Source organism: Massilia antarctica, from assembly GCF_015689335.1.
Classification (GTDB): domain Bacteria; phylum Pseudomonadota; class Gammaproteobacteria; order Burkholderiales; family Burkholderiaceae_D; genus Telluria_A; species Telluria_A antarctica.
The window spans coordinates 6,092,833-6,119,555 of sequence record NZ_CP065053.1 but is presented as its reverse complement, the minus strand read 5'-3'; the positions used below and the strand labels follow the sequence as shown (position 1 = coordinate 6,119,555).

Below are 26,723 nucleotides of genomic sequence, written 5' to 3'. Positions count from 1 at the left end.
TTTCCTTGCGCGCATGCGCACCCGCCCGGAGTAAAAAACATGATGCATCTTTCCGCCGCACTGGTAATGACCTATGGCCTGTTGGCGCTGGCGGTTTGTTCGTCCTGGCTCGCTCCGCTGACCCTGCGTCCCGGACTGGCGCTGCCGCCGTGGCTGTGCATGCTGACCCTGGCGTGCGCGAGCGGCGTGGCGACCGGCCTGCTATCCCTGCAAGCGATCGCGGCGCTCGTCGCGCTGGGCGCGCTGGCCTATGGCGCGCGGCGCAGCAAGAGCGGGCCGCTGCACGTGCTGCTGATGGTGGCGATGGGGTGCATGCTGCTGGCCATGTCGATGCACCGTTTTCCCGGCTTCGTCAATCCGCCGCTGGTGTCCGATCTGGTCATCAGCGCGGCGGCGGCCCCGGTGACGCAGCGGCTCAATTTCGATACCGCCGCCGCCGGACTGATTCTGTTCGCGCTGTTTTGCGTACCGGCCCGCACGCGTGAACAATGGCGCGAGGTCGGGCGGCATTACTGGATCATCCTCGGCACGCCGCTGATCGTGCTGCCGGTCGGGCTGCTGGTGGGCTATGTCGACGTGGACCTCAAGCTGTCCGCCTACACGCTTTGGTTCATCGCGATCAATCTGCTGTTTACCTGCGTGACCGAGGAAGCGTTCTTCCGCGGCTTCATCCAGGAGCAGCTGACGCGCGCCATGCGCCGCTGGAAGGCCGGGCCGATGATCGCCCTGTGCGTGGCGGCGCTCCTGTTCGGGCTTGCGCACGCGCGCGGCGGGGCACTGCTGGCCGGCCTGGCGGCCCTGGCGGGGCTGGGGTACGGGTACGCCTACCTGCGCTCGAAGCGCATCGAAACGGCCATCCTGACCCATCTGGCGCTCAACAGCATCCACTTCATCGCGTTCACCTATCCACGCCTGGGCGCGGCCTGAGGCGATGCCGGCGCAGCCTGCCGCCCGCTTCGTCATGAATAAATCCGCAATTTTATTGTTGCGATAATGATTTGTAGGTGGCAATATGTTTGCTCTGGGGCTACAGATTCCTCTGTCGCGCCGCGATCTCACTTAATAAGGATAATTTCATGAAACAGTACAGCGCCGAATTTCTCGGAACGTTTTGGCTCGTGCTTGGCGGTTGCGGCAGTGCCGTGCTGGCGGCGGCGTTTCCGGGCGTCGGCATCGGGCTGCATGGCGTCTCGCTGGCCTTCGGCCTGACGGTGCTCACCATGGCGTATGCCATCGGCCATATCTCGGGTTGCCACCTGAACCCGGCGGTGTCGATCGGCTTGTGGGCCGGCGGGCGCTTTCCTGCGTCGAAACTGCTGCCGTACATTGTGGCGCAGGTGGTGGGCGCCATCGCCGCCGCAGGCGTGCTGTACGTCATCGCCAGCGGCACCGCCGGTTTTGACGTGAGCAAGGGGTTTGCCTCGAACGGCTACGGCGCCCATTCGCCGGGCGGCTACTCGCTGCTGGCGGCGCTGGTGACGGAAGTGGTCATGACGATGTTCTTCCTGATCGTGATCCTGGGCGCCACCGACAAGCGCGCACCGGCCGGCTTCGCGCCGCTGCCGATCGGGCTGGCCTTGACCCTGATCCACCTGATCAGCATTCCGGTCACCAACACCTCGGTCAACCCGGCGCGCAGCACCGGCGTGGCGCTGTTCGTGGGCGATTGGGCCGTGGGCCAGTTGTGGCTGTTCTGGGTCGCGCCGATCATCGGTGCCTTGCTCGGTGCGCTGGCCTACCGTTTCATCGCCAGCGACGATAAGTAAGCATCAGCAAGTCCCGCCTGCGGGCCGCGCCGAATCATCCTTTGTGGGCGATTCGGTGCCGGATCAAACCCAGGCGTCACACTAGCGAAGTAGCGCGACTATTTGGCTATCCGTCGTTGTTCGCGATATCAAATCAAATCACCTTCGCTTAACGATGGTGCCATCGTCGTCGCCGTCCATGCGCTTGCCGGTGGCGCGTCAACGCAGGCAGATTGAGCGGCCTGGCGGCGGTGCTGCCGCAATCGTCGTCGAGCGAATGGCCCGGTAGCAGGGCGCCGCAGCCGGCACGGAGGGCAAGGGGAATGCCACCGTGCCACGCGCGTTTGGCGCGCTCGATCTGGCTGGCTGTTGCGCCAGAAAAACAGCGGGAATCTTTGACGATGAGTTGTATTTTTCGTTATCGAATCACGGGCCGCTGGAAGAAAATCGCGCTTTAACCACTCTTCCAGCGCGTATGCATTCCACACACTCGAGTCGACTGCCTGTGCCGGGCGGGACATCGTTTGCCGATATCCACGTTCATGAGGGCGTAATGGCGGATGCGCGACTCTGGCAAGCCGCGGTCCAACCCCATATCCGTCGTGCCGGACGCCTCGATGCCAATTGGGAATGGCCTTCGTTGTACAAGCGCTGGCAAATTTTCGAGCGAACTTTTCGCAGGAAAGCGAGTCTTCAATGTATTGACATTTCCAATGGCGAGGGCAGGTCGGTCCCGTTGGCAATCATGCTCTTGTCGGAGGGTTACCCCGCACTCGATTGTAGCGGTGAGCGTAGCGTCTTCCTTTGGTACCTTGCCGCAGTGCCATCGAACGCTTTGCAGGCGATGAGTTTTACGTATCAGAGACCCATGCTGATCCTTCACGCCATTATCGACGCGGCTATCGAGCGCAGCTTTCAGCTGGGGTAGGATGGACGGGTAGGCTTGCACGCTTCGCCGGCTGGAAAAGATGAACTTTACCGGAAGTACCGCGACGAAGTGCGCATGCTGGCGCTCGGGGATCGAGTGATGTTGTCACTGCTGCGGCGTATCAGGGGTGGTAAAGATGGCCGCTATTTTTGGGTCGATCCCCTGCGGGCGCGGTCCTTATCTGCCAGCCTGAATTATCTACGTTAAGGAGCAGGATCATGGATCGGGAACTGAAGAATAGTCCGGCGGCGGATGTGGAGGATGGATACGCGCAGCCTGGTTCAGCGACCTTCGGGGCCGCAAATTTGTACACGTCCGCGATGAATGCCGCATTGCAAGAAGAAATGATGCGATGGTTTTTCGAATGGTACTCGCCACATGCGTGGGAAAAATGGGGGCGCTTCGGTGCGAGTGTGTGCTACGCCGACGCGTGGCGCGGGTTGCCGCTCGGCTTGCTCGCGCCGCTGATGCCCGCCGTCGCACAGCCCTCTTGCGGCAGGACGGTAGGCGCCGCATCCGCACCATCCGGGCCAGTTTCAGGTATGGCGTCAGGGAGCGACAAGCGTGCCGATGCCGGTGAACAAACCTTGTCCGACGACGCAGACGGTCCCTGGCCGGACATGGTCGATCAAGTGAGCGAAGATCCACTTGCGCACACGCCGGCCGGGGACTTCAACGTCGAGTTGCATCAGCTGGAGGACGCCGTGTACTCAGGCGAATTCGCGCGCGACAATCCTTATGAAATGCCGCCCGGATACAAGCCAACGTTCCGCCCGTGGCCAAAGCATAAACGGACGGAGCCGTATGAGTGGTAAGCGCCCGCCGTTGCCGCCCAGATTGGAGCTATTGGGCAGGCCGCACCCGACCCGACTGCCCGCGACGACCGGGCCGCTACGATGACGATCAGTTGGCCCGCTCCAGGCGCCAGCGTTGCGGCGCCAGCCCGTTGGCGCTCCACTGCTGGATCACGGCGCCGTCGAGCAGACTGCCATCCTTGTTGTCGAGCATCAGTCCGCTGTTGCGGTTGCGCACGCCGACATATTGGGTGTTGCCCGGCACCAGCAGCCACTGCTGGTTATAGGTGGCCGCGTACGGATAGGTCTTGACCGCCACGCCGGGCGCCGTGCTGCTGCCGGCCACGCCGACCACATTGCCGTTGTAGTTCGAGCTGAGCTTGAACCAGGCGCCGTCGACCGGGTCGAGCGACCATAGCTGATCCGAATTGTTGAGGTTGGTGTATTGCCAGATGGCGGCGCCGTTGGCTGCGGCGGCGCGGTCGATGCTCATCACCTTGCCGCTGGCCTCGTTGCGCACGCGGTACCAGATGGTGCCGCTTCCCTCGCCGGACGGGCGGGTCACTGGGGCGCCGGCGGCGGCAGGCGTGCCGATCACGGCAAGGTCGCCGTTCCAGCTCACCTTCTGGATGCGCGTGGTGCGCGCGTCGCCGCAGCCCTGGCCGGTGGCCGGATTGGCATGGTAGACGATCCAGTCTTCGGTGCCGTCGGGCGACTTGGTAAAACTGTTGTGGCCGGGGCCGAAGGCGCCATTGCCCTTTTGTAGGATCGGCGTGGCTGCCTTGCTCCAGTTGGACGGCATGGTCAGGTCCGCGCCCAGGTTGGCGGTGAGCAGGCCGAGCTTGTAGTCGTCGGTCCAGCAGCCGCTGGCCGAGAAACTCAGGTGCACCTTGTTGCCATGCACGATGAATGCCGGCCCCTCGTTGACCGCCGCGCCGGATTTTTCCCAGGCCAGGGTCGGAGTGGAAATGATCGCGCCCTTGCCGATGAGCGTCGTCGGGCTGCTCATGCGCGCGATCTTGATGCGCTGCGGTTGTCCGCCCGAGATGTCCGACCAGGCCATGTAAAGCTGGCCGTTGATGTCGGCCACGGTCTGGTCGATCGCCCAGCTATCCTCGCTGTCGGCTACCTTGACCGGCGCGCTCCAGGTGCCTGTGGTCGGGTCGGCGTTGGGGTTGCGGATGGCGAACACGCGGTGCTGGTTGTCGGTGCCGGCGCCCGAAAAATAGATGTACCAGGCGCCGTTGATATGGTTGATCTCGGGCGCCCAGATTTCCTTGCTGGTGCAGTGATTGCCGCTGCAGGCGGCGGTCTTGACGAACACGGTGACCGGCGTGCGCGCGCCGATGCCCGACAGCGAGGGCGACTTGCGCAGCTCCAGCTTGTCCCAGCCGGGCGCGGTCGACACGAAGTAGTAATTGCCATCGCTGTGGCGCATGACGTGGGGATCGGCCGAGGAGGCGGTGCTCGGCCCCACCGGATTGATGAAGGTGGTCGAGGCGGCGCTGGCGAGGGCGGGCAGGAACAGTGCGGCGAGGCAGGCGGCGAGCCCGCCCGCCGGGATGATCGGTTGTCTTGACATTGGCAATCTCCATTGGTGGACCGCCGCCTGTGGGCGGCGGTACGGCCATGGTGTGCCACGGCTCGCCAGCAGAGTATGGTCGTCAGTTCAAGAGCCGTCTAATCCCAAAGCGGACATCGCGGATGACAAAAAAGTGATCGCAGAGGGGCGCTCAGAACTGCTCGTCAGGCCGCAGGTAACGCCATTGCCCGACCGGCAGGTCGCCCAGCTTGACCTTGCCGATGCGTACGCGCTTCAGACCAATGACTTTCAATCCCACCATATCGCACATGCGGCGGATCTGGCGCTTCTTGCCTTCTCTCAGGGTGAAGCTGAGCTGGTCGTCATTCTGCCAGCGCACCTTGGCCGCCAGCAGCGGCTTGCCATCCATCCACAGGCCGAAGCACAGCTTCTTCAGGTCCGATTCCGGCAGCTTGCCTTCCTTGGTGTACTGCACCCGCACCAGGTATTCCTTTTCGATGGCGGTATCCTGCCCGATCAGGGTCTTGGCTACACGTCCGTCCTGGGTCAGGATCAGCAAGCCGACCGAATCGATGTCGAGCCGTCCGGCCGGCACCAGCGAACGCAATTGGGTCGGGTGGAAGGTTTCCGGCGACGGGTCGTCGGCCCAGCGGTTCTCGGCCTTGATCAGCGCCACGGCCGGGGTGTAGCCATCTTCGGCCTGGCCGCTGACATAGCCCATCGGCTTGTTGATCAGCACGGTAACGCGCTTGGATTGCTCGGCCGCGGCCTGGCGTTCGACGGTGATTTTCTGGTGCGGCAGCACTTTGCTGCCCAGTTCGGAGATGACCTGGCCATCGACCCGCACCCAGCCGCGGGCGATCCATTCATCGGCTTCGCGGCGCGACGAGAGCCCCAGTTCGGACATGCGTTTGGAGAGGCGTACTAATTCAGTCATGGCTTGCTTTTAAGGTTACTTAAAGGGTTACTGGAAAGGGAAATTGGTAAAAATCACACGCGCAGCGCATCGAGCAGGTCGGTTTCGAGCTGGATCTGGTTGCGCGCGTTGTTGAGCACGGCGCCATCGACCAGGAACACGTCTTCCACCCGCTCGCCCAGGGTCATGATCTTGGCCGTGTGCAGGTTGATGCGGTAGCGCGCGAGCACGTTGGCGATGGCATACAGCAGCCCGGTGCGGTCGTTGGCCGCGATGGACAGCAGGTAATACTGGCCGCGCTCGTCGGGCCGCAAATCGACCGTCGGCGTGAGCGGGAAGGTGCGCGACAGGCGCGACAGCCGTCCGCGCGTGGGCGCCGGCAAGGGCGCCTGCGAAGTGAGCAGTTCGCAAATCTCGTGCTCGATCAGGTTGATGATGTCGCGGTAGCTCTTGGCGAAGCTTTGCTCGGTCACCATGAAGGTATCGAGCGCGTAGCCGTGCCGGGTGGTGTGGATCTTGGCGTCGAGAATGCTGAAATTCTTGCGGTCGAAATAGCTGCAGATGCGCGCGAACAGGTCGGGCTGGTCCTTGACATACACGGCCACCTGCAAGCCTTCGCCAATCGGCGCCAGGCGGCATTTGACGACCGGCGTGGCACTGCCCAGCTTATCCCACAGACAGCGGGTTTGCCAGGCGATATCGGAAGCGTCGTGGCGCAAAAAATAGGCGACGTCGAGCTGCTTCCACAAGTCGACATGGGCGATGTCGGGCAAGCCGTACAGGCGCAAGGTGGCCATCGCTTCTTCCTGGCGGTTTTTCAGTTCGCGGTCGGCCGAATGCGGCTCGCCCCCCAGCACGCGCAAGGTCACGCGGTACAGGTCTTCGAGCAGCTTGGCTTTCCACGCGTTCCACACCTTGGGGCTGGTGCCGCGAATGTCGGCCACGGTGAGCAGGTACAGCGCGGTCAGGTGGCGCTCGTCCTTGACCACTTTGGCGAAGCTTTCGATCACGTCCGGGTCCGACAGGTCTTGTTTTTGCGCGACCTGGGACATGGTCAGGTGGTTTTCGACCAGGAACACCACCAGCTCGGTATCTTCCGAGCCGATGGCGTGGTCTTCGCAGAACTGGGCGGCGTCCACGGTGCCGAGCTTGGAATGGTCGCCGCCACGGCCCTTGGCGATGTCGTGGAACAGCGCGGCGACATACAGCAGCCAGGACTTGCGGAAGTTGGCGATCAGCTGGCTGCAGAACGGGTATTCGTGCGCGTGCTCGGTCATCGTGAAGCGGCGCATGTTGCGCACCACCATCAGGATATGCTGGTCGACGGTGTACACATGGAACAGGTCGTGCTGCATCTGGCCCACGATGCGGCGAAAATTCGGCAGGTAGCGTCCCAGGACGCTGGTATCGTTCATGCGCCGCAGCGCGTGCACCAGGCCCACCGGCGCTTGCAGGATGCGCAGGAAGAGGGCGCGGTTGACCGGATCTTCGCGGAACTTGGCATCGATCTCGAAGCGCGCGTGCCACAGCGCGCGCATGGTGCGCGCCGTCATGCCCTTGAGGTGAGGGTGCTCCGTCATCAGCACGAACACTTCCAGCACCGTCGAGGGCTGTCTGGTAAACGTGTCGTCGTACGCGATGTCGATCAGGCCGTTGACATCATTGAAGCGCTCGTTGATCGCCTCGGCCTCGTTAGCCTCGGGGAACAGCTGCGCCTCGATATTCTGCAGCATGATGGTATTGAGCTGGGTGACCGTCTTGGCCGCCCAGTAGTAGCGTTGCATCAGGTATTCGCTGGCGCGGCGCGCATTGATGCCTTCGCCGGTGGTTTTCAGGCCGAAGCTTTCCGCGATCGGCGTTTGCACATCGAATACCAGGCGGTCTTCGCGCCGGTTGGCGTGCAGGTGCAGACGCACGCGGATATCCTTGAAGGCGCGCTCCTTTTCCATCAGCTGGCGCGCTTCGGTCTGGGTGATCAGCCCGCGCGTGGCCAGCTGGCCCCAGGAATTGGCCAGGCCGGCCGCCTTGGCCACCCACAGGATCACTTGCAGGTCGCGCAGGCCGCCCGGGCTTTCCTTGACGTTCGGTTCGAGCGAGAAGGCCGTGTCTTCGTATTTGGCGTGGCGCAGGCGCATTTCGGCCGCCTTGGCGTGGAAAAACGCGCGCGGGTCGAGCGCGCCGAGGTAGCGTTCCTGCAGTTGCTCGAACAAGATCGCATCGCCGCACACCAGGCGCGCTTCGAGCAAGCTCGTTTGCACCGTGATGTCGGCCTTCGACTCGCTCATGCACTCGTCGATGGTGCGGATGCTGTGGCCGATTTCCAGGCCCAGGTCCCACAACATCTGCACCAGCTCTTCCAGCTTGGCCCGGGTGATGGCGTCGGCGGGTTCGCCCAGCAAGATCAGCAAGTCGACATCGGAGTAGGGAAACAGTTCGCCGCGCCCGTAGCCGCCCACGCCCACCAGCGCGGTGGAGGCGGGCAGGCCGACCGTTTGCCACGCTTCGGTGAGCACCTCGTCGACGCTGTGGCGCAGGCCGCGCAGCAGCTTTTCGGGCTTGCCGTCGGCGCGGAAGGCGGCGATCAGCAACGCCCGCTCCGCCTTCAGCCTTTGCTTGAGGAGGTCGCGGGATTGCTTCTTGAGCGCGGCGGCGGGCATGGCGGGCTGGCCTCAGGCCGTGACGGCGGCGCTGGCCTGGGTGATGAAGGCCGGCGGCGGCGGCGAGCCGGCCGAGACGGTCAGCACTTCATAGCCGGTCTCGGTGACCAGGATCGTATGTTCCCATTGGGCGGACGGTTTCTTGTCCTTGGTCTTGATGGTCCAGCCATCGCCCATTTCCTTGATCTCGCGGCGGCCGGCGTTGATCATCGGTTCGATGGTGAAGATCATGCCCGCTTCCAGGCGCTCCAGGGTGCCCGGACGGCCGTAGTGCAGTACCTGCGGCTCTTCGTGGAAGACCTTGCCGATGCCGTGGCCGCAGAATTCGCGCACCACGCTGTAACCATTCTTTTCGGCGTGTTGCTGGATCACGTGGCCGATATCGCCCAGGTGCGCGCCCGGCTTGACCTGGGCAATGCCGAGCCACATGCATTCGTAGGTCACTTCGGAGAGGCGCTTGCCCAGGATGGTTGGCTTGCCGACCAGGAACATGCGGCTGTTGTCGCCGTGGTAGCCATCCTTGATGACGGTGATGTCGAGGTTGACCATGTCGCCATCCTTGAGCACTTTATCGCCCGGAATGCCGTGGCAGATCACGTCGTTGACGGAGGTGCAGATGGCTTTCGGGTAGGGCGTGTAGCCCGGCGGGCAATAGTTCAGCGGGGCCGGGATGGTGCCCTGCACGTTCACCATGTATTCGTGGCAAAGACGATCGAGTTCGCCCGTGGTGACGCCGACCTTCACGAAGGGCGTGATGTAGTCGAGCACTTCGGAGCCGAGGCGGCCGGCGATGCGCATGCCTTCGATGTCGGCGGGAGTTTTGATCGAGATGTTGGACATAAGTTGGCAATCAGCAAGAGAGCGGTAAGAATCAGTAACAGCGGGAGGATGGTGCGAAAACCCGTGCAAATATGGCGACCATTATAAGGGATAGCGCCGCAATCCGTCGTTCCCGCGCAGGTCCCAGTTTCTATGAAACTCCTCAAATCTCTTGGAACTGTGCAAAGTGCGAGGGCGCTTCCAAATGGCGCTAACCTAAGCTCCGTCATTCCTGCCATTGGCAGAAATGACTTCCCGCGCAGGCGGGAATCCATAGCACATTCGTATATCGACGGTGCTATGGGGGAAACGCATGCGTTTCCGCCTGCGCGGGAGCGACGGTTTCGAGGTTTGTAGTCGCAAAGCTGCTCAAATTAGCGGCAAAGACTAGTTCCTGGAGAGGCGGGAACCTAAGTTGCTCGCTCAGCGGTTGCGGCACGAACTTGGGTTCCCGCCTGCGCGGGAACGACGGGGGACTTGAAATAATCCCCGAATACGGTTAGAATCTCGGGTTGCTTGAATTCGCTTTCGGGCAATGTTGTTTATGAAATGCCACAAATCTTGTTAAAATCGCGAATCCGGTCGCAAAGGGTGCCTGTATGGTGACTGACCGGATTCCAGACCCAACCCTGGAGAATTACATGTCCGTAACAATGCGTGAAATGCTGGAAGCCGGTGTCCACTTCGGTCACCAAACCCGTTTTTGGAACCCAAAAATGGCGCCGTTCATTTTCGGTCACCGCAACAAGATCCATATCATCAACTTGGAAAAGACGATGGGTATGTATCAGGAAGCCATGAAAACCATCAAGCAAGTCGCGTCGAACCGCGGCACGATCCTGATGGTCGGCACCAAGCGTCAAGCGCGCGAAATCATCGCCGCTGAAGCTGCACGCGCCGGCGTTCCTTTCGTCGACCAGCGCTGGTTGGGCGGCATGCTGACCAACTTCAAAACCATCAAGACCTCGATCAAGCGCCTGAAAGACATGGAAGCTCAGGTTGAAGACGGTTCGGTTGAGAAGCTGTCGAAAAAAGAAGGCCTGATGTTCCAGCGCGAGATGACCAAGCTGCAAAAAGCCATCGGCGGTATCAAGGACATGGGCGGCGTTCCTGACGCAATCTTCGTCGTCGACGTCGGCTACCACAAAGGTGCGATCACCGAAGCCGGCAAGCTGGGCATCCCTGTTATCGGCATCGTCGATACCAACCACTCGCCAGAAGGCGTGACCCACGTCATTCCAGGCAACGACGATTCGTCCAAAGCGATCATGCTGTACGCCCGTGGCGTTGCTGATGCGATCCTGGAAGGCCGTGCAAACGCCTCCAACGAAATCGTTGAACTGGTTAAATCGGCTGGCGACGAGTTCGTCGAAGTCTCCGAGCAGGCTTAATTGCTTCAGGCGCCCTGAGGCGCCGCGGAAATCAAAAGGGGTAGCAGCAGCTCCCCCTTTTTTTTAAACAGAATATGTCACAAATTTAGGAGAAACACATGGCAGCGATTACAGCAGCGATGGTAGGCGAACTGCGCGCGAAAACCGACGCACCGATGATGGAATGCAAAAAAGCACTGACCGAAGCCGAAGGCGACATGGGCCGTGCCGAAGAAATCCTGCGCGTCAAGCTGGGTACCAAGGCTGGCAAGGCCGCTTCGCGTATCACCGCCGAAGGCGTGGTCACGGCTTACATCAACGGTGGCATTGGCGCCCTGCTCGAAATTAACAGCGAAACCGACTTCGTTGCCAAGAACGATGAGTTCATGGCACTGGCGAACAACGCTGCCCGTTTGGTCGCGGAACACAACCCTGCCGACGTCGCCGCCCTGCTGGCCCTGCCGCTCGACGGCAAGACCCTGGACGAAGTGCGTAGCGCCCTGATCGGTAAAATCGGCGAAAACATGTCGATCCGCCGCTTCCAGCGTTTCGAAACCACCGCCAAGCTCGCTTCCTACCTGCACTCCGGCCGTATCGGCGTGATGGTCGACTTCGACGGCGCCGACGAGCAAGTCGGTAAAGACCTGGCCATGCACATCGCTGCCATGAAGCCAGTGTCGCTGTCGTCGGACCAGGTGCCTGCCGAATTGATCGAAAAAGAGCGTTCGGTCGCTGCCCTGAAAGCTCAGGAAGATGCGGACAAAGCCGTTGCCGAAGGCAAGCCGGTGCAGTCGCCGGAAATCCTGGCCAAGCGCCTGGAAGGCTCGATCCAGAAGTACCTGAAAGAAGTCTCGCTGCTGAACCAGGCATTCGTGAAGAACGACAAGCAGTCGATCGAACAGATGCTGAAAGAAAAAAACACCACCGTGAAAGCATTCACGATGTATGTTGTTGGTGAAGGCATCGAGAAAAAGCAAGACGATTTCGCTGCAGAGGTTGCGGCGCAAATGGCTGCTAACAAGCAGTAAGTGTGAAAGCGGGCCGGAAGGCCCGTTTTTTTAATCTGTGCACATGAAAGTGTGCGCACGGCAAGACCGAATACAAACCGTCATTTTTTGGAGCCCACCCCCATGTCGAAACCAGCCTACAAACGCGTACTCCTGAAATTGTCTGGCGAAGCACTGATGGGCGATGATCCATACGGCATCAACCGCGCCACGATCGAGCGCATGGTCGCCGATGTCGCGGAAGTAGCGAACCTTGGTGTGGAACTGGCCGTCGTCATTGGCGGCGGCAACATCTTCCGCGGCGTCGCTCCCGGCGCCCAGGGCATGGACCGCGCCACCGCCGATTACATGGGCATGCTGGCCACCGTGATGAACGCGCTGGCCCTGGCCGACGCCATGCGCCACGTCGGCATCGTCGCCCGCGTCATGTCGGCCATCGCCATCGAGCAGGTGGTCGAGCCTTACGTGCGCCCGAAAGCGCTGCAATACCTGGAAGAAGGCAAGGTCGTCGTGTTCGCCGCCGGCACCGGCAATCCCTTCTTCACCACGGATACCGCCGCCGCCTTGCGCGGTTCGGAAATCAGTGCCGAAATCGTGCTCAAGGCCACCAAGGTCGACGGTGTCTACACCGCCGACCCGAAAAAGGACCCGAACGCCACGCGCTACGAGTCGATCACTTTCGACGAAGCCATTTCCAAGCACTTGCAGGTGATGGATGCGACCGCGTTCGCGCTGTGCCGCGACCAGAAGCTGCCGATCAAGGTGTTTTCCATCGTCAAGCCGGGCGCGCTCAAACGCGTGATCATGGGCGAAGACGAAGGTACACTGGTACACGTTTAATATCATTCAGAGCTACAGGAGAGCAGCATGACTATCGCTGACGTCAAGAAAAACGCGCAAGAGCGCATGAACAAGTCGATCGACACCCTCAAGGCCGACCTGGGCAAGGTCCGCACCGGCCGCGCCCACACCGGCATCCTCGATCACGTCATGGTCGATTACTACGGTTCGGCCACGGCGCTGACCCAGATCGCCAACGTGACCCTGATCGACGCCCGCACCATCGGCGTGCAGCCGTGGGAAAAGAAGATGCTGACCACGGTCGAAAAAGCCATCCGCGATGCCGACCTCGGTCTGAATCCATCGTCGCAGGGCGACATGATCCGCGTGCCGACTCCGCCGCTGACCGAGGAACGCCGCAAGGAAATGGTCAAGCTGGTCAAGAGCGAGGCGGAAGATGCCAAGATCGCGATCCGCAACATCCGCCGCGATGCCAACGAATCGCTGAAAAAGCTGGTCAAGGACAAGGCGTGCTCGGAAGATGACGAGCGTCGTGCATCCGAAGAAATCCAGAAACTGACAGACAAGTTCGTTATCGATGTCGATAAACTGGTTGCTGAAAAAGAAAAAGAAGTCCTGACGGTGTAGAGTAAGAGGACGCGAAGGCAGGGTCTGCCCACGCGGAGGTGGACCCAAGCGTCCGCTTCCCATGCATTTGTTCTAGATAGTCTGGATTTATGATCTATAAAAGTTCGACGACAGCAGTACCCGAAGTAGCCCGCGTGCCGCGCCATGTGGCCATCATCATGGACGGCAACGGCCGCTGGGCCACCAAGCGCTTCTTGCCGCGCGTGGCTGGCCACGTCAAGGGTGTCGAAGCCGTGCGCGGCTGCGTGGAAGCTTGCATCCAGCGCGGCATCGAGTACCTCACCCTGTTCGCCTTTTCGTCCGAAAACTGGCGTCGCCCCGAAGAAGAAGTGTCGCTTCTGATGCGCCTGTTCGTCACCGCGCTCGAAAGGGAAGTGGCGAAGATGCACGCGAACAATATTCGCCTGAAAGTCGTAGGCGATTTGTCGCGTTTCGATTCCAAGCTGCAAGATATGATCGCCTCGGCCGAGCGCCGCACCGCCAACAATACGCGTCTGACGGTGACGATCTGCGCCAATTACGGCGGCCGCTGGGACATCATGCAAGCGAGCAGCAAGATGGTGGCCGCCAATCCGGGCCTGAGCAGTTTTAGCGAAGAGCAGTTGGCCAGGCACCTGGCCATGGCCTACGCGCCCGAGCCCGACCTGTTCATCCGCACCGGCGGGGAAGAGCGCATTTCCAATTTCCTGCTGTGGCAACTGGCCTATTCGGAACTGTATTTCACCGACACTTACTGGCCCGATTTTTCGATCGAGTCCCTGGACGCGGCCATCGCGTCCTATCAAAGCCGCGAGCGCCGCTTCGGGCGCACGGGCGATCAACTGGCTGAAAAGAAAAGCTGATGCTAATTACCCGGATCATCACCGCCGTCGTCTTGCTTGTCGTCTTGCTGGGGGTGCTGTTCGGCGGCTATTACCCCGCCTTCGCCGCGGTGGTGCTGCTGTTCCTCACGGCCGCTGTCACCGAAAGCTTTCAGCTGTTCAAGTCGTCGCGCAAGCAAGCCTTCCTGGTCGCCCTGTTCTGGAGCGCGGCCTTTGCCTACGCCTTCCTGTACCGCGATAACAGCGCCGTCAAGTTCTGGTTCGGCTTGTCGACCCTGCTGTGGCTATTCCGTTTCGTGCCCTCGCTCAAGACCGGCCTGCCGCCGGCCGAAGGCGGGCGCAACACCATGCTGGCCACCATGTATGCGATCACCATCGTGGCGTGTTTTGCCGCCATCGTGGTGTTCTTCAAGCACTCGGCGGTGTACCTGCTGTCGGTGCTGGCCTTGGTCTGGATTGCCGACATCGGCGCTTACTTCTCGGGCAAGGCCTTCGGCAAGCGCAAGCTGGCGCCCTCGATTTCGCCCGGCAAATCGTGGGAAGGCGCCATCGGCGGCGGCATCGCCGTGCTGCTGATCGCCAGCGCCTCGATCCTGTTCGGCGGTCCCGTGCTGGCCGACACCTTCGCCGTCGCCCTCCAGGCCAAATTGGGCTGGGCCGGTGCGCTGGCGGTACTGGTGGTGATCGTCGCCGCCAGCGTGGTCGGCGACCTGTTCGAATCCCAGCTCAAGCGCCGCGCCGGCGTCAAGGACAGCAGCAAGCTGCTGCCGGGCCATGGCGGCGTGCTCGACCGGATCGATGCCCTGATCCCGGTGCTGCCGCTCGCGGCCCTGATCCATACCGGGCTGCTCTGAAAGACGCTGAAAGTCGCTTGAAAGTCGCTTGAAAGTATAAAATTATGCAACGCATCACCATTCTAGGCGCGACCGGTTCGATTGGCGTGTCCACCCTGGACGTGCTTGCACGTCACCCCGATCAATACCAAGTGTATGCGCTCAGCGCGCATTCGAAAGTGGAAGAGCTGGCCGAGCAGTGCGCGCGCTTCCGTCCGGCGCGCGCCGTGGTCGGTAGTGCCGATGCCGCCGCCCGCCTGACCGTCCTGCTGCGCGAGCGCGACCTGCGCACCCAGGTCGAACACGGCGAAGCGGCCCTGTGTTCGATCGCCGCCAGCGCCGACACCGACACCGTGATGGCCGCCATCGTCGGCGCCGCCGGCCTGGCCCCGACCCTGGCAGCGGCCCGTGCTGGCAAGAAGATTTTGCTCGCGAACAAGGAAGCGCTGGTCATGTCCGGCCAGTTGTTCATGGATGCGGTGCACGAGCACGGCGCCACCTTGCTGCCGATCGATAGCGAGCACAATGCGATTTTCCAGTCCCTGCCGCAATCGTATGCGCGCCAGCCCGGCGCGGCCGGCGTGGCCAAGATCCTCCTGACCGCCTCGGGCGGCCCGTTCCTGAACCGCGCGGTCGAGACGCTCGAACATGTCACCCCCGACGAAGCCTGCAAGCACCCGAACTGGGTCATGGGGCGCAAGATTTCGGTCGACTCGGCCACCATGATGAACAAGGGCCTGGAAGTGATCGAGGCGCACTGGCTGTTCGGCGCGCCCGCCGCGCTGATCGAGGTGGTGATCCATCCGCAAAGCGTGATCCATTCGATGGTGTCCTATGTGGATGGCTCCGTCATCGCCGAACTGGGCAACCCCGACATGCGCACCCCGATCGCCAACGCCCTCGCATTTCCCGAGCGCATAGAGTCCGGCGTGGCCCAGCTCGACCTGACCAGCATTGGCACCCTGCAATTTTACAAGCCCGATTTTGCGCGCTTTCCCTGCCTGGCGCTGGCCTTCGAGTCGCTTGAAGCGGGCGGCACCGCGCCGGCCCTGCTCAACGCGGCCAACGAAGTGGCGGTGCAAGCTTTCCTGGAGCGCCGCATCGGCTTTCGCGACATCGACAGGGTGATCGCGCGCGTCATGCACGAGAACCCGCATGAAGCGGCCAGCAGCATCGGCGCCGTGATGGCGTGCGATGCGCGCGCCCGCGCCGCCGCCGGCAGCATCGTCGCCGGCCTGGCCAGATGACGTTCTTCACCACCCTCCTGGCGTTTCTGTGTTCGCTGGGACCGCTGATCATTTTTCACGAACTGGGTCACTACACGGTGGCCCGCCTGTGCGGCGTCAAGGTGCTGCGCTTCTCGCTCGGCTTCGGCAAGGTCATCTGGTCGCGCCGTTTCGGGGCCGACCAGACCGAGTGGGTCATTTCCATGCTCCCGCTGGGCGGCTATGTGCGCATGCTGGACGACCGCGATCCGGACACCCGCGCCACCACCGAAGCCGACCAGGCCCGCGAATACACGCGCAAGAACGTGTGGCAGCGCATCGCCATCGTGGCGGCCGGCCCGGTCGCCAACTTCCTGCTGGCTATCGCCGTGTTCGGCGGTCTCTATATGGTGGGCATGGACGAGGTGGGCACCCGCGTGCGCGCCATGGCCGAGACCACACCCGCCTTCCAGGCCGGCCTGCGCGGAGGCGACCGCATTGTCGGTGTCAACGGCGTGCCGGTGACGACCTTTACCGAGCTGCGCTGGGAAGTCCTGAAAGCGGTGCTCGACAAGGGCGGCGTCCGCCTCGACGCGGCCCAGCCGGGCGGGGCGCGCTACAGCGCCACCCTGGCGCCGGCCGCCCTGGCCGGCAAGGATGCCGAAGGCGACCTGCTCGGCGAGCTCGGCATCTCCATGTTCCGCGCGCCGGTTTCGATCGGCAAGATTCCCGATGCCACCGGTCCGGCCGCCAGGGCAGGGATGCGCCCTGGTGACCGCGTGGTCAAGGTCGACGGCAAGCCGCTGGCCGATGGCGCCGCGCTGATGGCCTTGATCGCCCAATCGTGCGGCCGCACCCTCGAATTCGGGATCGAGCGCGATGGCCGCGCCCTGACCCTGGCGGTCACACCGGAATTGAATAAAGATACTAATCGCTATCGCATCAATGCCGAATTGCTGTCCTTGTTCGAGATGGTCAAGGTCGCCCTCGGCCCGGCCGACGCCGTGCTGGCCGGCGCCAGGATGACCTGGCAGCAAAGCGTGATGAGCGTGAAAATGATCGGCAAGATGGTCACCGGGCAGGTGTCGCTCGCCAATCTGACCGGCGTGGTCACGATTGCCGACTACGCCGGCAAGACCGCGCGCATGGGACCGATCGAATTTTTGAGCTTTATTGCCGTCGTCAGCGTCAGTCTGGGGGTGATGAATCTGTTACCAATTCCGGTTCTGGACGGTGGTCTTTTGCTGTATTATTCGCTGGAAGTTTTGACCGGGCGCCGTCTGCCGGACCGGATCGTCGAGCTGGCGCAGCGCGCCGGCGTCGTGTTTTTGGTGATGCTGATGGCGCTGGCGCTCTTCAATGATACGATGCGCCTGCTGCGTCCGGCGCCTGCGCCTCCCGCGAATACATATGTACGTTGTCCAAACGATTGACCCATTGAATAACCCCAATGAAATTAAATTCTGAACGTTTTGCCTTGCCTTTCTTTCGTCGTAGCTTAATCGGCGCTGCCGTCCTGGCGCTGTGCGCCGGACAAGCCCTTGCAGTGAATCCGTTCGTGGTCAAGGATATCCGGGTCGAGGGCATCCAGCGTACCGAAGCCGGCACCGTGTTCAGCTACCTGCCGGTGCGCGTGGGCGAAACGTTCAACGATGAAAAGAGCATCGCCGCCATCAAGGCGCTGTACGCCACCGGCTTCTTCAAGGACGTGCGCCTGGAAGAAGAAAAGGGCGTACTGGTCGTGCTGGTCGAGGAACGCCCGGCGATCGCCACCGTGGACTTCACCGGCACCAAGGAATTCGAAAAGGACGTGCTGGTCAAGGCGCTCAAGGAAATCGGCGTCGGCGAGACCAAGATTTTCGACAAGGCTTCGGTCGACCGCGCCGAGCAGGAGCTCAAGCGCCAGTACCTGTCGCACGGCCTGTACGGCGTCAAGATCACCACCACCGTCACGCCAATCGAACGCAATCGCGTGACCGTCATGTTCAATGTGGACGAGGGCGAGGTCGCGCGCATCAAGCAGATCAGCATCGTCGGCAACAAGACCTTCTCGGACAAGGACTTGCGCGAAGTCCTGCAGCTCGGTACCTCCGGCTGGTTCACCTGGTACACCAAGGCCGACCAGTATTCCAAGACCAAGCTGACCGGCGACATCGAGTCGATCAAGTCGTTCTACCTGAACCGCGGCTACCTGGAAGCGAACGTGGAATCGACCCAGGTCTCGATCACGCCCGACAAAAAAGACATCTACCTGACCATCAACATCACCGAAGGCGAGAAGTACACCGTCTCCGGCATCAAGCTCGAAGGCGAAATGTTCGGGCGCGAGGAAGAGCTCAAGGAACTGGTGCGCCTGCGCGTGGGCCAGACCTATTCGGGCGAACTGCTCACGGCCAGTAATAAGCTCATTTCGGACCGCATGGGAACCTTCGGCTATGCCTTCGCCAACGTCAACGCCAACCCGGAAATCAACCGCGAAAAGCGCGAAGTCGCATTCACCTTCTTTGTCGATCCGGGCAAGCGCGCTTACGTGCGCCGCATGAACATCGCCGGCAATACCACCACGCGCGATGAAGTCATCCGGCGCGAGTTCCGCCAGTTCGAGGGTTCCTGGTACGACGGCAACAAGATCAAGATGTCGCGCGACCGTGTCGACCGCCTCGGCTACTTCAAGGACGTGACCATCGACACGCCGGAAGCGCAGGGCACTTCCGACCAGGTCGACGTCAACCTGACCGTGACCGAAAAACCGACCGGTAACTTCCTGATCGGCGGCTCGTTCTCGCAGGCGGAAAAATTCACCTTCACCGCGTCGATCCAGCAGGCCAACTTTGCCGGTAGCGGCAACACGGTCGGCATCGATCTGAACACGAGCAAATACAGCCGCACCATCGCCTTCTCGCACACCAATCCCTACTTTACCGAAGACGGCGTGTCGCAGCAGTTCGAGCTGTACCTGCGTACCCTGAACCCGCCGGCGCTCAACATCGGTACCTACAAGGTCAAGCAAACCGGTGGCCGCGTGAGCTACGGCGTGCCGTTCTCCGAAACCGACACCGTGTACTTCGGCGTGGGCCTGGAACGCACCACCATCGACACCGATGCCACCAGCCCGACCCGCTACCTGGAATATGTGCGCCAGATCAACGGCACCGAGAGCGGCATCGGCAGCGCCACCACCAACGCTTTGCCGTTCACTGCCGCCTGGCAGCGCGACAGCCGCGACAGCGCCATCACGCCATCGGCTGGCCGCTACCAGCGGGTCAACCTCGAACTGGACCTGGTCGGCGACACCAAATACTACCGCGCGGTCTACAACCAGGAATGGTACCGTCCGATCACCAACAAGATCACCCTGGCGCTGCGCGGCGAATTCGATTATGGCCACGGCATCCGGAAAAGCCCGTACCCGGTCTTCAAGAATTTCTACGGCGGCGGCATCGGTTCGGTGCGCGGTTACCTGAGCTCCTCGCTCGGCGTGGTCGACCGCAACAACGACGCTGTCGGCGGCGCCAAGCGCATCATCGGCAATGCCGAACTGCAGATGCCATTCCCGGGCAGCGGCGCCGACCGCAGCCTGCGCTGGTTCGGCTTTGCCGACGCCGGCCAGGTCTACAGCGAAGAGCAGAAAATCCGCTTGAACGAATTGCGTTACTCGGCCGGCTTGGGCGTGAGCTGGATTTCGCCGGTCGGTCCGCTCAAGTTGAGTTATGCTAAGCCTTTGAACGCGAAACCTGGCGATCGCCTGGAACGCTTCCAGTTCCAGATGGGTACCGGTTTCTGATCGCGCCACGCGAGCGTTTCCCTTTTAGATTGCGGAGAACTATGTTGAACACTGTGACTGCCTCCTGGCCCAAGCACCTCGCCTTGCTGGCTTTGTGCGCATGCTCGCTGGCCCAGGCGCAAAACGCGCCGAGCAGGATCGGCTTTGTTTTCACCGAACGCCTGATGACCGAGTCGAAACTGGCCAAGGCCGCCGACGCCAAGATCGAAGCCGAGTTCTCGAAGCGCCAGAAGTCCATTCAGGATTCGGTGACGCGCTTTAAGTCGATGGAAGCGAAGTTCGAGACCGACGCGCCCAACCTGCCCGAACTCGAACGCACGCGGCGCGCGCGCGAACTGCTCGATCTGGAAAAGGACGTGCAGCGCACCCAGCGCGAGTTCCGCGAAGACCTGATCCAGCGCAAGAGCGAAGAACGCGGCAATATCGCGCAAAAGGCGGGCAAGCTGATCGAACAGATCGCCGAAGAGGAAAAGCTCGATATCGTGCTGCAGGAATCGGCCTGGACCAGCCCGCGCATCGATATCACGGACAAGATCCTCAAGCTGCTCGACAAGTAACGACTATCACAACTCAAGACAGGAATCAAAAGATGGGCACTCGACTAGGTGAATTGGTCGAACGCTTGGGAGGACAGCTGATTGGCGACCCGAATACCGAGGTATCCGGGGTCGCGCCATTGGCTGACGCAGGCGTTTCGCACATCAGTTATCTGAGCAACAGCAAACTGCGGGCCCAGGCCGCGCAGAGCGGCGCGGCGGCCATGATCGTATCAAGCGCGGACGACGAGATCGTCGGCGCGACTTACCAGGGCGCGCGCATCGTCGCCAAGAACCCGCACGTCTACTTCGCTTACGCCGCCCAGTATTTCGCCTCGCTCGATCCGATCGTGGCGCCGGCCGGCATCGACCCGAGCGCCAGCGTGCACCCGACCGCCAAAGTCGACCCGAGCGCGCATATCGGCCCGCAGGCGACCATCGAAGCGGGCGCGGTCATCGGTGCGCACGCCGTCATCGATGCCGGCAGCTTTGTCGGGCGCGACGCCGTCATCGGCGAAGGCACGCACCTGTTCGCGAACGCCACCTTCCATGCGCGCTGCCAGATCGGCAAGCGCGGCATCATCCATTCGGGCGCCGTGATCGGCACCGACGGCTTCGGCTTCGCCAATGAAGGCGGCGTGTACATCAAGATTCCGCAGACCGGAAGGGTGATCATCGGCGACGATGTCGACATCGGCGCCAACACCACGGTCGACCGCGGCGCCATGGCCGACACCATCATCGAAGACGGCGTCAAGCTCGATAACCTGATCCAGATCGGCCATAACTGCCATATCGGCGCGCACACCGCCATGGCCGGCTGCGTCGGCGTGGCCGGCAGCGCCACCATCGGCAAATACTGCACCTTCGGCGGCGCCGCCATGGTCTCGGGCCACATCACCATCGTCGACAAGGTGTACGTCACCGCCGGCAGCCTGGTGGCCAACTCGATCAAGGAACCGGGCCAGTACACGGGCTTCTACCCGATCGCCAAGAACAGCGACTGGGAAAAGAACGCCGTCCTGCTGCGCAACCTGACGTCGATGCGCGAAAAAATCCGCGCGCTCGAAAAAGCCGTCAAGGCACTCACAGAACAAAAATAGAAGACATATGACCATTACCGATAACAAAGGCGTACCCGGCAAGACCCTCGACATCTGCCAGATCAAGGAATACCTGCCGCACCGCTATCCGATGCTGCTGGTGGACCGCGTGCTGGACTGGGAAGCGCACAAATCCATCAGCGCGATCAAGAACGTCACCGCCAACGAGGAATTCTTCAACGGCCACTTCCCGCACAAGCCGGTGATGCCTGGTGTCTTGATGATCGAAGCGATGGCGCAGACCGCGGCGATCCTGTCGTTCATGTCGATCGGCGTGAAACCGGACGCCAATTCGGTGGTCTATTTCGTCGGCATCGACAACGCGCGCTTCAAGCGTCCGGTCGGTCCTGGCGACCAGCTGCGCATGGATATCGAGATCATTCGCTGCTCGCGCGGCATCTGGAAGTACAAGGCGGTCGGCAGCGTCGATGGCGCCATCGCCCTCGAAGCGGAACTGATGTGCACCATCCGCAGCGCGAGCGACGCGAGCCAGCCGATGGGGAACTAAATGGCCACGATTCACCCCAGCGCCATTGTCGATCCGCGCGCGCAGTTGGACAGCAGTGTCGAAGTCGGCGCCTTTTCGATCATCGGCCCGCATGTGTCGATCGGCGCCGGTACGGTGGTCGGTCCGCACGTGGTCATCGAAGGCCACACCACGATCGGCAAGGACAACAAGTTCTTCCAGTTTTCCTCGATCGGCGCACCGCCGCAAGACAAGAAATGGGATGGCGAGCCGACCCGCCTGGAAGTGGGCGACCGCAACACGGTGCGCGAATTCTGCACCTTCAACACCGGCACCGTGCAGGACGAAGGCGTCACCCGCCTGGGCAACGACAACTGGATTTCGGCCTACTGCCACCTGGCGCACGATTGCCAGGTCGGCAGCAACACGATCTTCTCGAACAACGCCCAGTTGGCCGGGCACGTGGAAGTGGGCGACTGGGCGATCCTGTCCGGCTTCGCCGGCGTGCACCAGTTCTGCAAGATCGGCGCGCATGCCTTCATCGGCATGTACACCAGTCTCACGCAGGACGTGCCGCCGTTCGTGCTCGTGTCGGGCAATCCGGCGTCCGCCCATGGCGTCAACATCGAAGGCATGAAGCGGCGCGGCTTCACCCGGCCGCAGATCGACGGCGTGCGCGCGGCCTACAAGCTGATTTACCGCTCCGGCATGACCCTGGAAGCGGCCAAGGCGGCCCTGGTCGACCAGCAGCACCAGTCGCCCGATGCGGCCGCCGACATCGGCGCCATGCTCGCTTTCCTGGGCAGCGCGTCCCGTGGCATTGTCCGCTGATTCAGGGCGCGGCGCGTCGGCTGCCGCATCCGTGGCCCTGGTAGCGGGCGAGGTCTCCGGCGACATGCTCGCCGCGCGCCTGCTGGCCGGCCTCGCGCCCCATCTTCCGGGGGCGCGCTTCCATGGCATCGGCGGTCCGCGCATGGCCGAACAGGGTTTTGTGTCGGACATCGAGATGGACCGCCTGACCGTGCGCGGCCTGTTCGAGATCATTCCGCGCTACCGCGAAATCAAGGGCATCCAGAACGCGCTGCGCGACCGCCTGCTGGCCGAGCGCCCGGACGTGTTCATCGGCGCCGACTACCCGGGCTTTAACCTCGGGCTGGAACTCCAGCTCAAGGAAGCCGGGATTCCGACCGTGCACTTCGTCAGCCCGCAAATCTGGGCCTGGCGCGGCGGGCGCATCAAAAAGATCATCAAGGCCGTCTCGCACATGCTGGTGATCTTCCCGTTCGAGGAAGAGATCTACCGCAAGGCCGGCGTGCCGTGCACCTACATCGGCCATCCGCTGGCCGAACTGATTCCCATGGAGCCTGACGTGGCGGCGGCGCGCACTGCGCTCGGCATGCCGCTCGACGCGCGCGTGATCGCGCTCATGCCGGGCAGCCGCATGGGCGAACTCAAATACCTGGCCGAGCCGTTTGTCGGCGCGGTCAAGCTGCTGGCCGCGCGCGACCCGGAGCTGCGTTTCGTCGCGCCGATGGCGGGCGAACGCCAGCGCCAGTATTTCACCGAGCTGATCGCCAAGGCCGGCTTGCAGGATGTGCGCATCGACCTGCTCGACGGCCGCTCGCACGAGGCGATTGCCGCCGCCGATGCGGTGCTGGTCGCTTCCGGCACGGCGACCCTGGAAGTGGCGCTGTTTAAAAAACCGATGGCGATCGCCTACAAAGTCATGCGCGCCTCCTACGAGATCATGCGCCACATGGGTTACCAGCCGTGGATCGGGCTGCCGAACATCCTGGCGCGCGAATTCCTGGTGCCGGAAATTCTGCAGCATGACGTCACGCCGGACAAGCTGGCCGACGCAATGTGGGAGCAACTTAACAACGTGGCCAACCGCAAGCTGCTGGTGCAGCGCTTCACCGACATGCACCACAGCCTGCTGCGCAACAGCGCGCAGGAAAGCGCGGCCGCCGTCATGCGGGTCATCGCGGCGTCAAAAAAGTCATCATGAGAACCAAAAAAGTCAATTTTTACCCGGGCCTGAAAAAGAGCGCCTATCCGTTCACGCCTGACGATATCGTCTGCGGCGTCGACGAAGCGGGGCGCGGCCCGCTGGCCGGCCCGGTGTTCGCCGCCGCCGTGATCCTGCACCCGGACCGCCCCATCGAGGGCCTGCGCGACTCCAAGAAGCTCAGCGCCGAGAAACGCGAGGCGCTGGCCCCGCAGATCAAGCAATACGCGCTGGCCTGGGCGATCGCCGAATGCTCGCACGAGGAAATCGACAGCATCAATATTTTGCAGGCGACCATGCTGGCCATGCGGCGCGCGGTGGAAGCCTTGTCGACCATCCCCACCATCGCCCTGATCGACGGCAACCGCAGCCCCGTGATGCAGATCCGCTGCCACCCGATCATCGAAGGCGACGACAAGGTGCATGCGATTTCGGCCGCCTCGATCCTGGCCAAGACCGCGCGCGACGCCGCCTTGGTGGCGCTGCACGAACTCTATCCCCAGTACGGCTTCGACCAGCACAAGGGCTACGGCACCGCCATGCACCTGGAGCGCCTGCGCGAGCACGGCGCCTGCCCGGTGCATCGGCGCTCGTTCGCGCCCGTGCGCGCCACCTTGCCGGTGTCGGTGGCCAATACCATCGTCGGCATGGACATGTCGTTCGACTTCGGCGAGGCCGCATGAAAACCATCACCTCGCGCGATAATCCGCTCTATAAAGACCTCAAGCACCTCGCAGGCAGTTCGCAGGCGCGGCGCAAGGCCGGCCAGACCCTGCTCGACGGCGTGCATCTGTGCCAGTCGTATCTGCAGCTGCGCGGCGCGCCGCTGCATTGCATCGTCGCCGAAGGCGCGCTGGCCAACCCGGAAGTGGCCGATATCGTCATGCAGTGCGAGAGCGCGCATGCCCATGCCACCGCCATGCCGGATGCGCTGTACAACGCCCTGAGCCAGGTCGAACACGGCGTCGGGTTGATGTTCCTGATCGCCACCCCGGTGCTGGATGCGCCGGGCGTACTCACGGCATCGGCGGTCCTGCTGGACAACCTGCAAGACCCGGGCAACGTCGGTTCGATCCTGCGCAGCGCGGCGGCGGCCGGCATCACCCAGGTCTACTGCAGCAGCGGCACGGCCTTTTGCTGGTCGCCCAAGGTGCTGCGCGCGGCCATGGGCGCGCATTTCGTGGTCGACATCCATGAAAACGTCGACCTGGCCGAGCTGGTGAAGGCTTGCGCCATTCCCGTGCTGGCCACCAGCGGCTACGCCACCGAGCGCCTGTACGACGTCGACCTGGCGCGCCCCGTGGCCTGGCTGCTTGGACACGAAGGGCAGGGCGTGGCGCACGATTTGCTGGCGTTGGCAACGCATCAAGTCGTGATTCCGCACCTGGGCCAGATCGAGTCGCTCAACGTGGCGGCGTGTGCAGCTGTCTGTTTTTTTGAACAGTTGAGGCAGATTCAATCAAACTAAGGCGAAACAGTTTCTTGAGAGCATAGACGACCTAGGGTTGTCGGGGTAATGTCAATACCGGAACTTAGCGGAGGTATGATGGACATCGCCCACTTGCACTTCCTGGTTGCGCACGCCGATCAGGCGCAGCGCCAGACCCTGATCGACATGCTCGGCCGCCTCGGCGCCACCCGCATCAGCGCGGCGCCGGACGGCGAAACGGCGCTGCGCTGCATCGAGGCGCCGGCCGGTCCGCCGATCGATATCGCCATCATCGACCTGGCGCTGTCCGGGCGCGACGGCTTGGAACTGATACGCGACATCACCGTGCTCAATGCCGGCACGCGCGCCATCATCACCGGCGACTGCCATGCCAGCCTGCTGTTTTCGGTCGAAAGCCTGGCGCTGGCCTATGGCCTCGACCTGCTCGGCACCATCCCCAAGCCGCTCAGCAGCGGCCACCTCGAAGCGGTGCTGTCGCACTACACGCCGCCGGCCGCGCCGGTGCTGGAGCGCCGCGTGCTGCCGCGTTTCAGCTTCGCCGACGTGGGCGAGGGCTTGCAGGCGCGCCAGTTCGAACCGTTTTTCCAGCCTAAGATCGAACTGGCCAGCGGCGAGGTGAAGGGCCTGGAAGTGTTCGCGCGCTGGCGCCACCCGGAGCACGGCGTGCTGGGGCCGGCGGCCTTTATCGATGCGCTGGAACAGAACCACCGCATCGATTTTCTCGACTGGACCATGATCGAGCGCTCGGTCGAGCAGTGCCGCGTGTTGTTGGACAAGGGCATGCCAAGCGCGATATCGCTCAATCTGTCGGCCGAAACGATCGGCCACCCCGATTTCCTGCGCCAGGTCAAAGTGTGCACCGACCGCCACGGCGTTGCGCCGTCGCTGCTCACCTTCGAGCTGCCCGAATCGGCGGTGCTGACCAACGACCCGAGCTTCCTGGAGCGGCTGCTGCGCCTGCGCATGATGGGTTACGGCCTGGCTGTGGACGACTACGGCACCGGGCGCTCGAACGTGCAGCAGCTCGCGCGCGTGCCGTTTTCGGAACTGAAGATCGACCGCAGCTTTGTCGACGGCGCCTCGCGCAAGCGCTCGCTGGCCACGGTGCTCAGTTCCTGCCTGGGACTGGCGCGCAGCCTGGACCGCAAATCCTGCGCGGTCGGGGTCGAGACACGCCAGGATTGGGATTTTTTGCAGGGTCTGGGCTGCACCTACGCGCAGGGCCACCACATTGCGCGACCGATGGAAGCGGAGCGCTTTCCGGACTGGCTGGCGGACTGGCGCCAGTTCTTCTAGCGCAGCGATAAGCC

25 protein-coding genes are annotated in these 26,723 nt (G+C 62.6%); 21 read left to right on the top strand and 4 right to left on the bottom strand.

Annotated elements, in window-relative coordinates; genetic code table 11:
* The first annotated feature begins 39 nt into the window (after window positions 1-39).
* The 4 genes from IV454_RS26855 (at window position 40) to IV454_RS26840 (ending at window position 3,488) form a co-directional block, all read left to right on the top strand.
* Window positions 40-927, top strand: coding sequence for a CPBP family intramembrane glutamic endopeptidase (locus IV454_RS26855; RefSeq protein WP_082692036.1), 888 nt, complete (start codon window positions 40-42; stop codon window positions 925-927).
* A 125-nt stretch (window positions 928-1,052) separates the two neighbouring features.
* Window positions 1,053-1,766, top strand: a complete 714-nt coding sequence (aqpZ, locus tag IV454_RS26850; RefSeq protein WP_267691557.1) for an aquaporin Z — start codon at window positions 1,053-1,055, stop codon at window positions 1,764-1,766.
* A gap of 310 nt (window positions 1,767-2,076) precedes the next feature.
* Entirely contained in the window at window positions 2,077-2,673 is a 597-nt protein-coding gene (locus IV454_RS26845; protein WP_206088652.1) for a hypothetical protein, read from the top strand.
* A gap of 218 nt (window positions 2,674-2,891) precedes the next feature.
* Window positions 2,892-3,488, top strand: a complete 597-nt coding sequence (locus IV454_RS26840; RefSeq protein ID WP_206088651.1) for a hypothetical protein — start codon at window positions 2,892-2,894, stop codon at window positions 3,486-3,488.
* Between the two features lie 88 nt (window positions 3,489-3,576).
* Here the strand turns inward: IV454_RS26840 and IV454_RS26835 are convergent, their stop codons facing one another.
* The 4 genes from IV454_RS26835 to map all read right to left on the bottom strand — a co-directional run bounded on the left by IV454_RS26835 (window position 3,577) and on the right by map (window position 9,423).
* Window positions 3,577-5,049, bottom strand: a complete 1,473-nt coding sequence (locus IV454_RS26835; RefSeq protein WP_206088650.1) for a family 43 glycosylhydrolase — start codon at window positions 5,047-5,049, stop codon at window positions 3,577-3,579.
* Window positions 5,050-5,200: 151 nt separating this feature from the next.
* Window positions 5,201-5,947, bottom strand: coding sequence for a pseudouridine synthase (locus tag IV454_RS26830; protein ID WP_054262920.1), 747 nt, complete (start codon window positions 5,945-5,947; stop codon window positions 5,201-5,203).
* A gap of 53 nt (window positions 5,948-6,000) precedes the next feature.
* Window positions 6,001-8,583, bottom strand: coding sequence for a [protein-PII] uridylyltransferase (locus tag IV454_RS26825; protein ID WP_206088649.1), 2,583 nt, complete (start codon window positions 8,581-8,583; stop codon window positions 6,001-6,003).
* Between the two features lie 12 nt (window positions 8,584-8,595).
* Complete coding sequence (gene map, locus IV454_RS26820; RefSeq protein ID WP_054262918.1) at window positions 8,596-9,423, bottom strand: type I methionyl aminopeptidase; 828 nt, start codon at window positions 9,421-9,423, stop codon at window positions 8,596-8,598.
* A 620-nt stretch (window positions 9,424-10,043) separates the two neighbouring features.
* Between map and rpsB the strand changes: the two genes are divergently transcribed.
* The 17 genes from rpsB (at window position 10,044) to IV454_RS26735 (ending at window position 26,709) form a co-directional block, all read left to right on the top strand.
* The gene (gene rpsB, locus IV454_RS26815) at window positions 10,044-10,793 is read left to right on the top strand and encodes a 30S ribosomal protein S2 (RefSeq protein WP_054262917.1); all 750 of its coding nucleotides are present in this window, start codon (window positions 10,044-10,046) and stop codon (window positions 10,791-10,793) included.
* 98 nt (window positions 10,794-10,891) lie between these two features.
* Complete coding sequence (gene tsf, locus IV454_RS26810; RefSeq protein ID WP_054262916.1) at window positions 10,892-11,800, top strand: translation elongation factor Ts; 909 nt, start codon at window positions 10,892-10,894, stop codon at window positions 11,798-11,800.
* Between the two features lie 102 nt (window positions 11,801-11,902).
* Window positions 11,903-12,619 (top strand): UMP kinase, encoded by a 717-nt coding sequence (gene pyrH, locus IV454_RS26805; RefSeq protein WP_054262915.1) that lies wholly within the window; start codon window positions 11,903-11,905, stop codon window positions 12,617-12,619.
* Window positions 12,620-12,646: 27 nt separating this feature from the next.
* Window positions 12,647-13,207 (top strand): ribosome recycling factor, encoded by a 561-nt coding sequence (frr, locus tag IV454_RS26800; RefSeq protein WP_054262914.1) that lies wholly within the window; start codon window positions 12,647-12,649, stop codon window positions 13,205-13,207.
* An 89-nt stretch (window positions 13,208-13,296) separates the two neighbouring features.
* Complete coding sequence (uppS, locus tag IV454_RS26795) at window positions 13,297-14,049, top strand: polyprenyl diphosphate synthase (RefSeq protein WP_206088648.1); 753 nt, start codon at window positions 13,297-13,299, stop codon at window positions 14,047-14,049.
* Entirely contained in the window at window positions 14,049-14,882 is an 834-nt protein-coding gene (locus IV454_RS26790) for a phosphatidate cytidylyltransferase (RefSeq protein WP_206088647.1), read from the top strand. The genes uppS and IV454_RS26790 overlap by 1 nt, the downstream gene beginning before the upstream one ends.
* 44 nt (window positions 14,883-14,926) lie before the next feature.
* Window positions 14,927-16,108 (top strand): 1-deoxy-D-xylulose-5-phosphate reductoisomerase, encoded by a 1,182-nt coding sequence (ispC, locus tag IV454_RS26785; protein ID WP_206088646.1) that lies wholly within the window; start codon window positions 14,927-14,929, stop codon window positions 16,106-16,108.
* Complete coding sequence (rseP, locus tag IV454_RS26780) at window positions 16,105-17,499, top strand: RIP metalloprotease RseP (protein WP_206088645.1); 1,395 nt, start codon at window positions 16,105-16,107, stop codon at window positions 17,497-17,499. The genes ispC and rseP overlap by 4 nt, the downstream gene beginning before the upstream one ends.
* 17 nt (window positions 17,500-17,516) lie before the next feature.
* The gene (gene bamA / locus IV454_RS26775) at window positions 17,517-19,850 is read left to right on the top strand and encodes an outer membrane protein assembly factor BamA (RefSeq protein WP_206088644.1); all 2,334 of its coding nucleotides are present in this window, start codon (window positions 17,517-17,519) and stop codon (window positions 19,848-19,850) included.
* Window positions 19,851-19,891: 41 nt separating this feature from the next.
* Complete coding sequence (locus IV454_RS26770; RefSeq protein ID WP_054262908.1) at window positions 19,892-20,407, top strand: OmpH/Skp family outer membrane protein; 516 nt, start codon at window positions 19,892-19,894, stop codon at window positions 20,405-20,407.
* Between the two features lie 32 nt (window positions 20,408-20,439).
* Window positions 20,440-21,489: a UDP-3-O-(3-hydroxymyristoyl)glucosamine N-acyltransferase gene (lpxD, locus tag IV454_RS26765; protein ID WP_206088643.1), complete on the top strand. Its 1,050-nt coding sequence runs from the start codon at window positions 20,440-20,442 to the stop codon at window positions 21,487-21,489.
* Between the two features lie 7 nt (window positions 21,490-21,496).
* Window positions 21,497-21,997, top strand: a complete 501-nt coding sequence (fabZ, locus tag IV454_RS26760) for a 3-hydroxyacyl-ACP dehydratase FabZ (RefSeq protein ID WP_054262906.1) — start codon at window positions 21,497-21,499, stop codon at window positions 21,995-21,997.
* The gene (lpxA, locus tag IV454_RS26755) at window positions 21,998-22,786 is read left to right on the top strand and encodes an acyl-ACP--UDP-N-acetylglucosamine O-acyltransferase (protein WP_206088642.1); all 789 of its coding nucleotides are present in this window, start codon (window positions 21,998-22,000) and stop codon (window positions 22,784-22,786) included.
* Window positions 22,770-23,963 (top strand): lipid-A-disaccharide synthase, encoded by a 1,194-nt coding sequence (gene lpxB / locus IV454_RS26750; protein WP_282961376.1) that lies wholly within the window; start codon window positions 22,770-22,772, stop codon window positions 23,961-23,963. The genes lpxA and lpxB overlap by 17 nt, the downstream gene beginning before the upstream one ends.
* On the top strand, window positions 23,960-24,646 hold the full coding sequence (gene rnhB / locus IV454_RS26745) for a ribonuclease HII (protein WP_206088640.1): 687 nt from the start codon (window positions 23,960-23,962) through the stop codon (window positions 24,644-24,646). Before lpxB ends, rnhB begins: the two co-directional genes overlap by 4 nt.
* Window positions 24,643-25,431, top strand: a complete 789-nt coding sequence (locus IV454_RS26740) for a TrmH family RNA methyltransferase (protein WP_054262903.1) — start codon at window positions 24,643-24,645, stop codon at window positions 25,429-25,431. Before rnhB ends, IV454_RS26740 begins: the two co-directional genes overlap by 4 nt.
* 78 nt (window positions 25,432-25,509) lie before the next feature.
* Entirely contained in the window at window positions 25,510-26,709 is a 1,200-nt protein-coding gene (locus tag IV454_RS26735) for an EAL domain-containing response regulator (RefSeq protein WP_206088639.1), read from the top strand.
* Window positions 26,710-26,723: the final 14 nt, after the last annotated feature.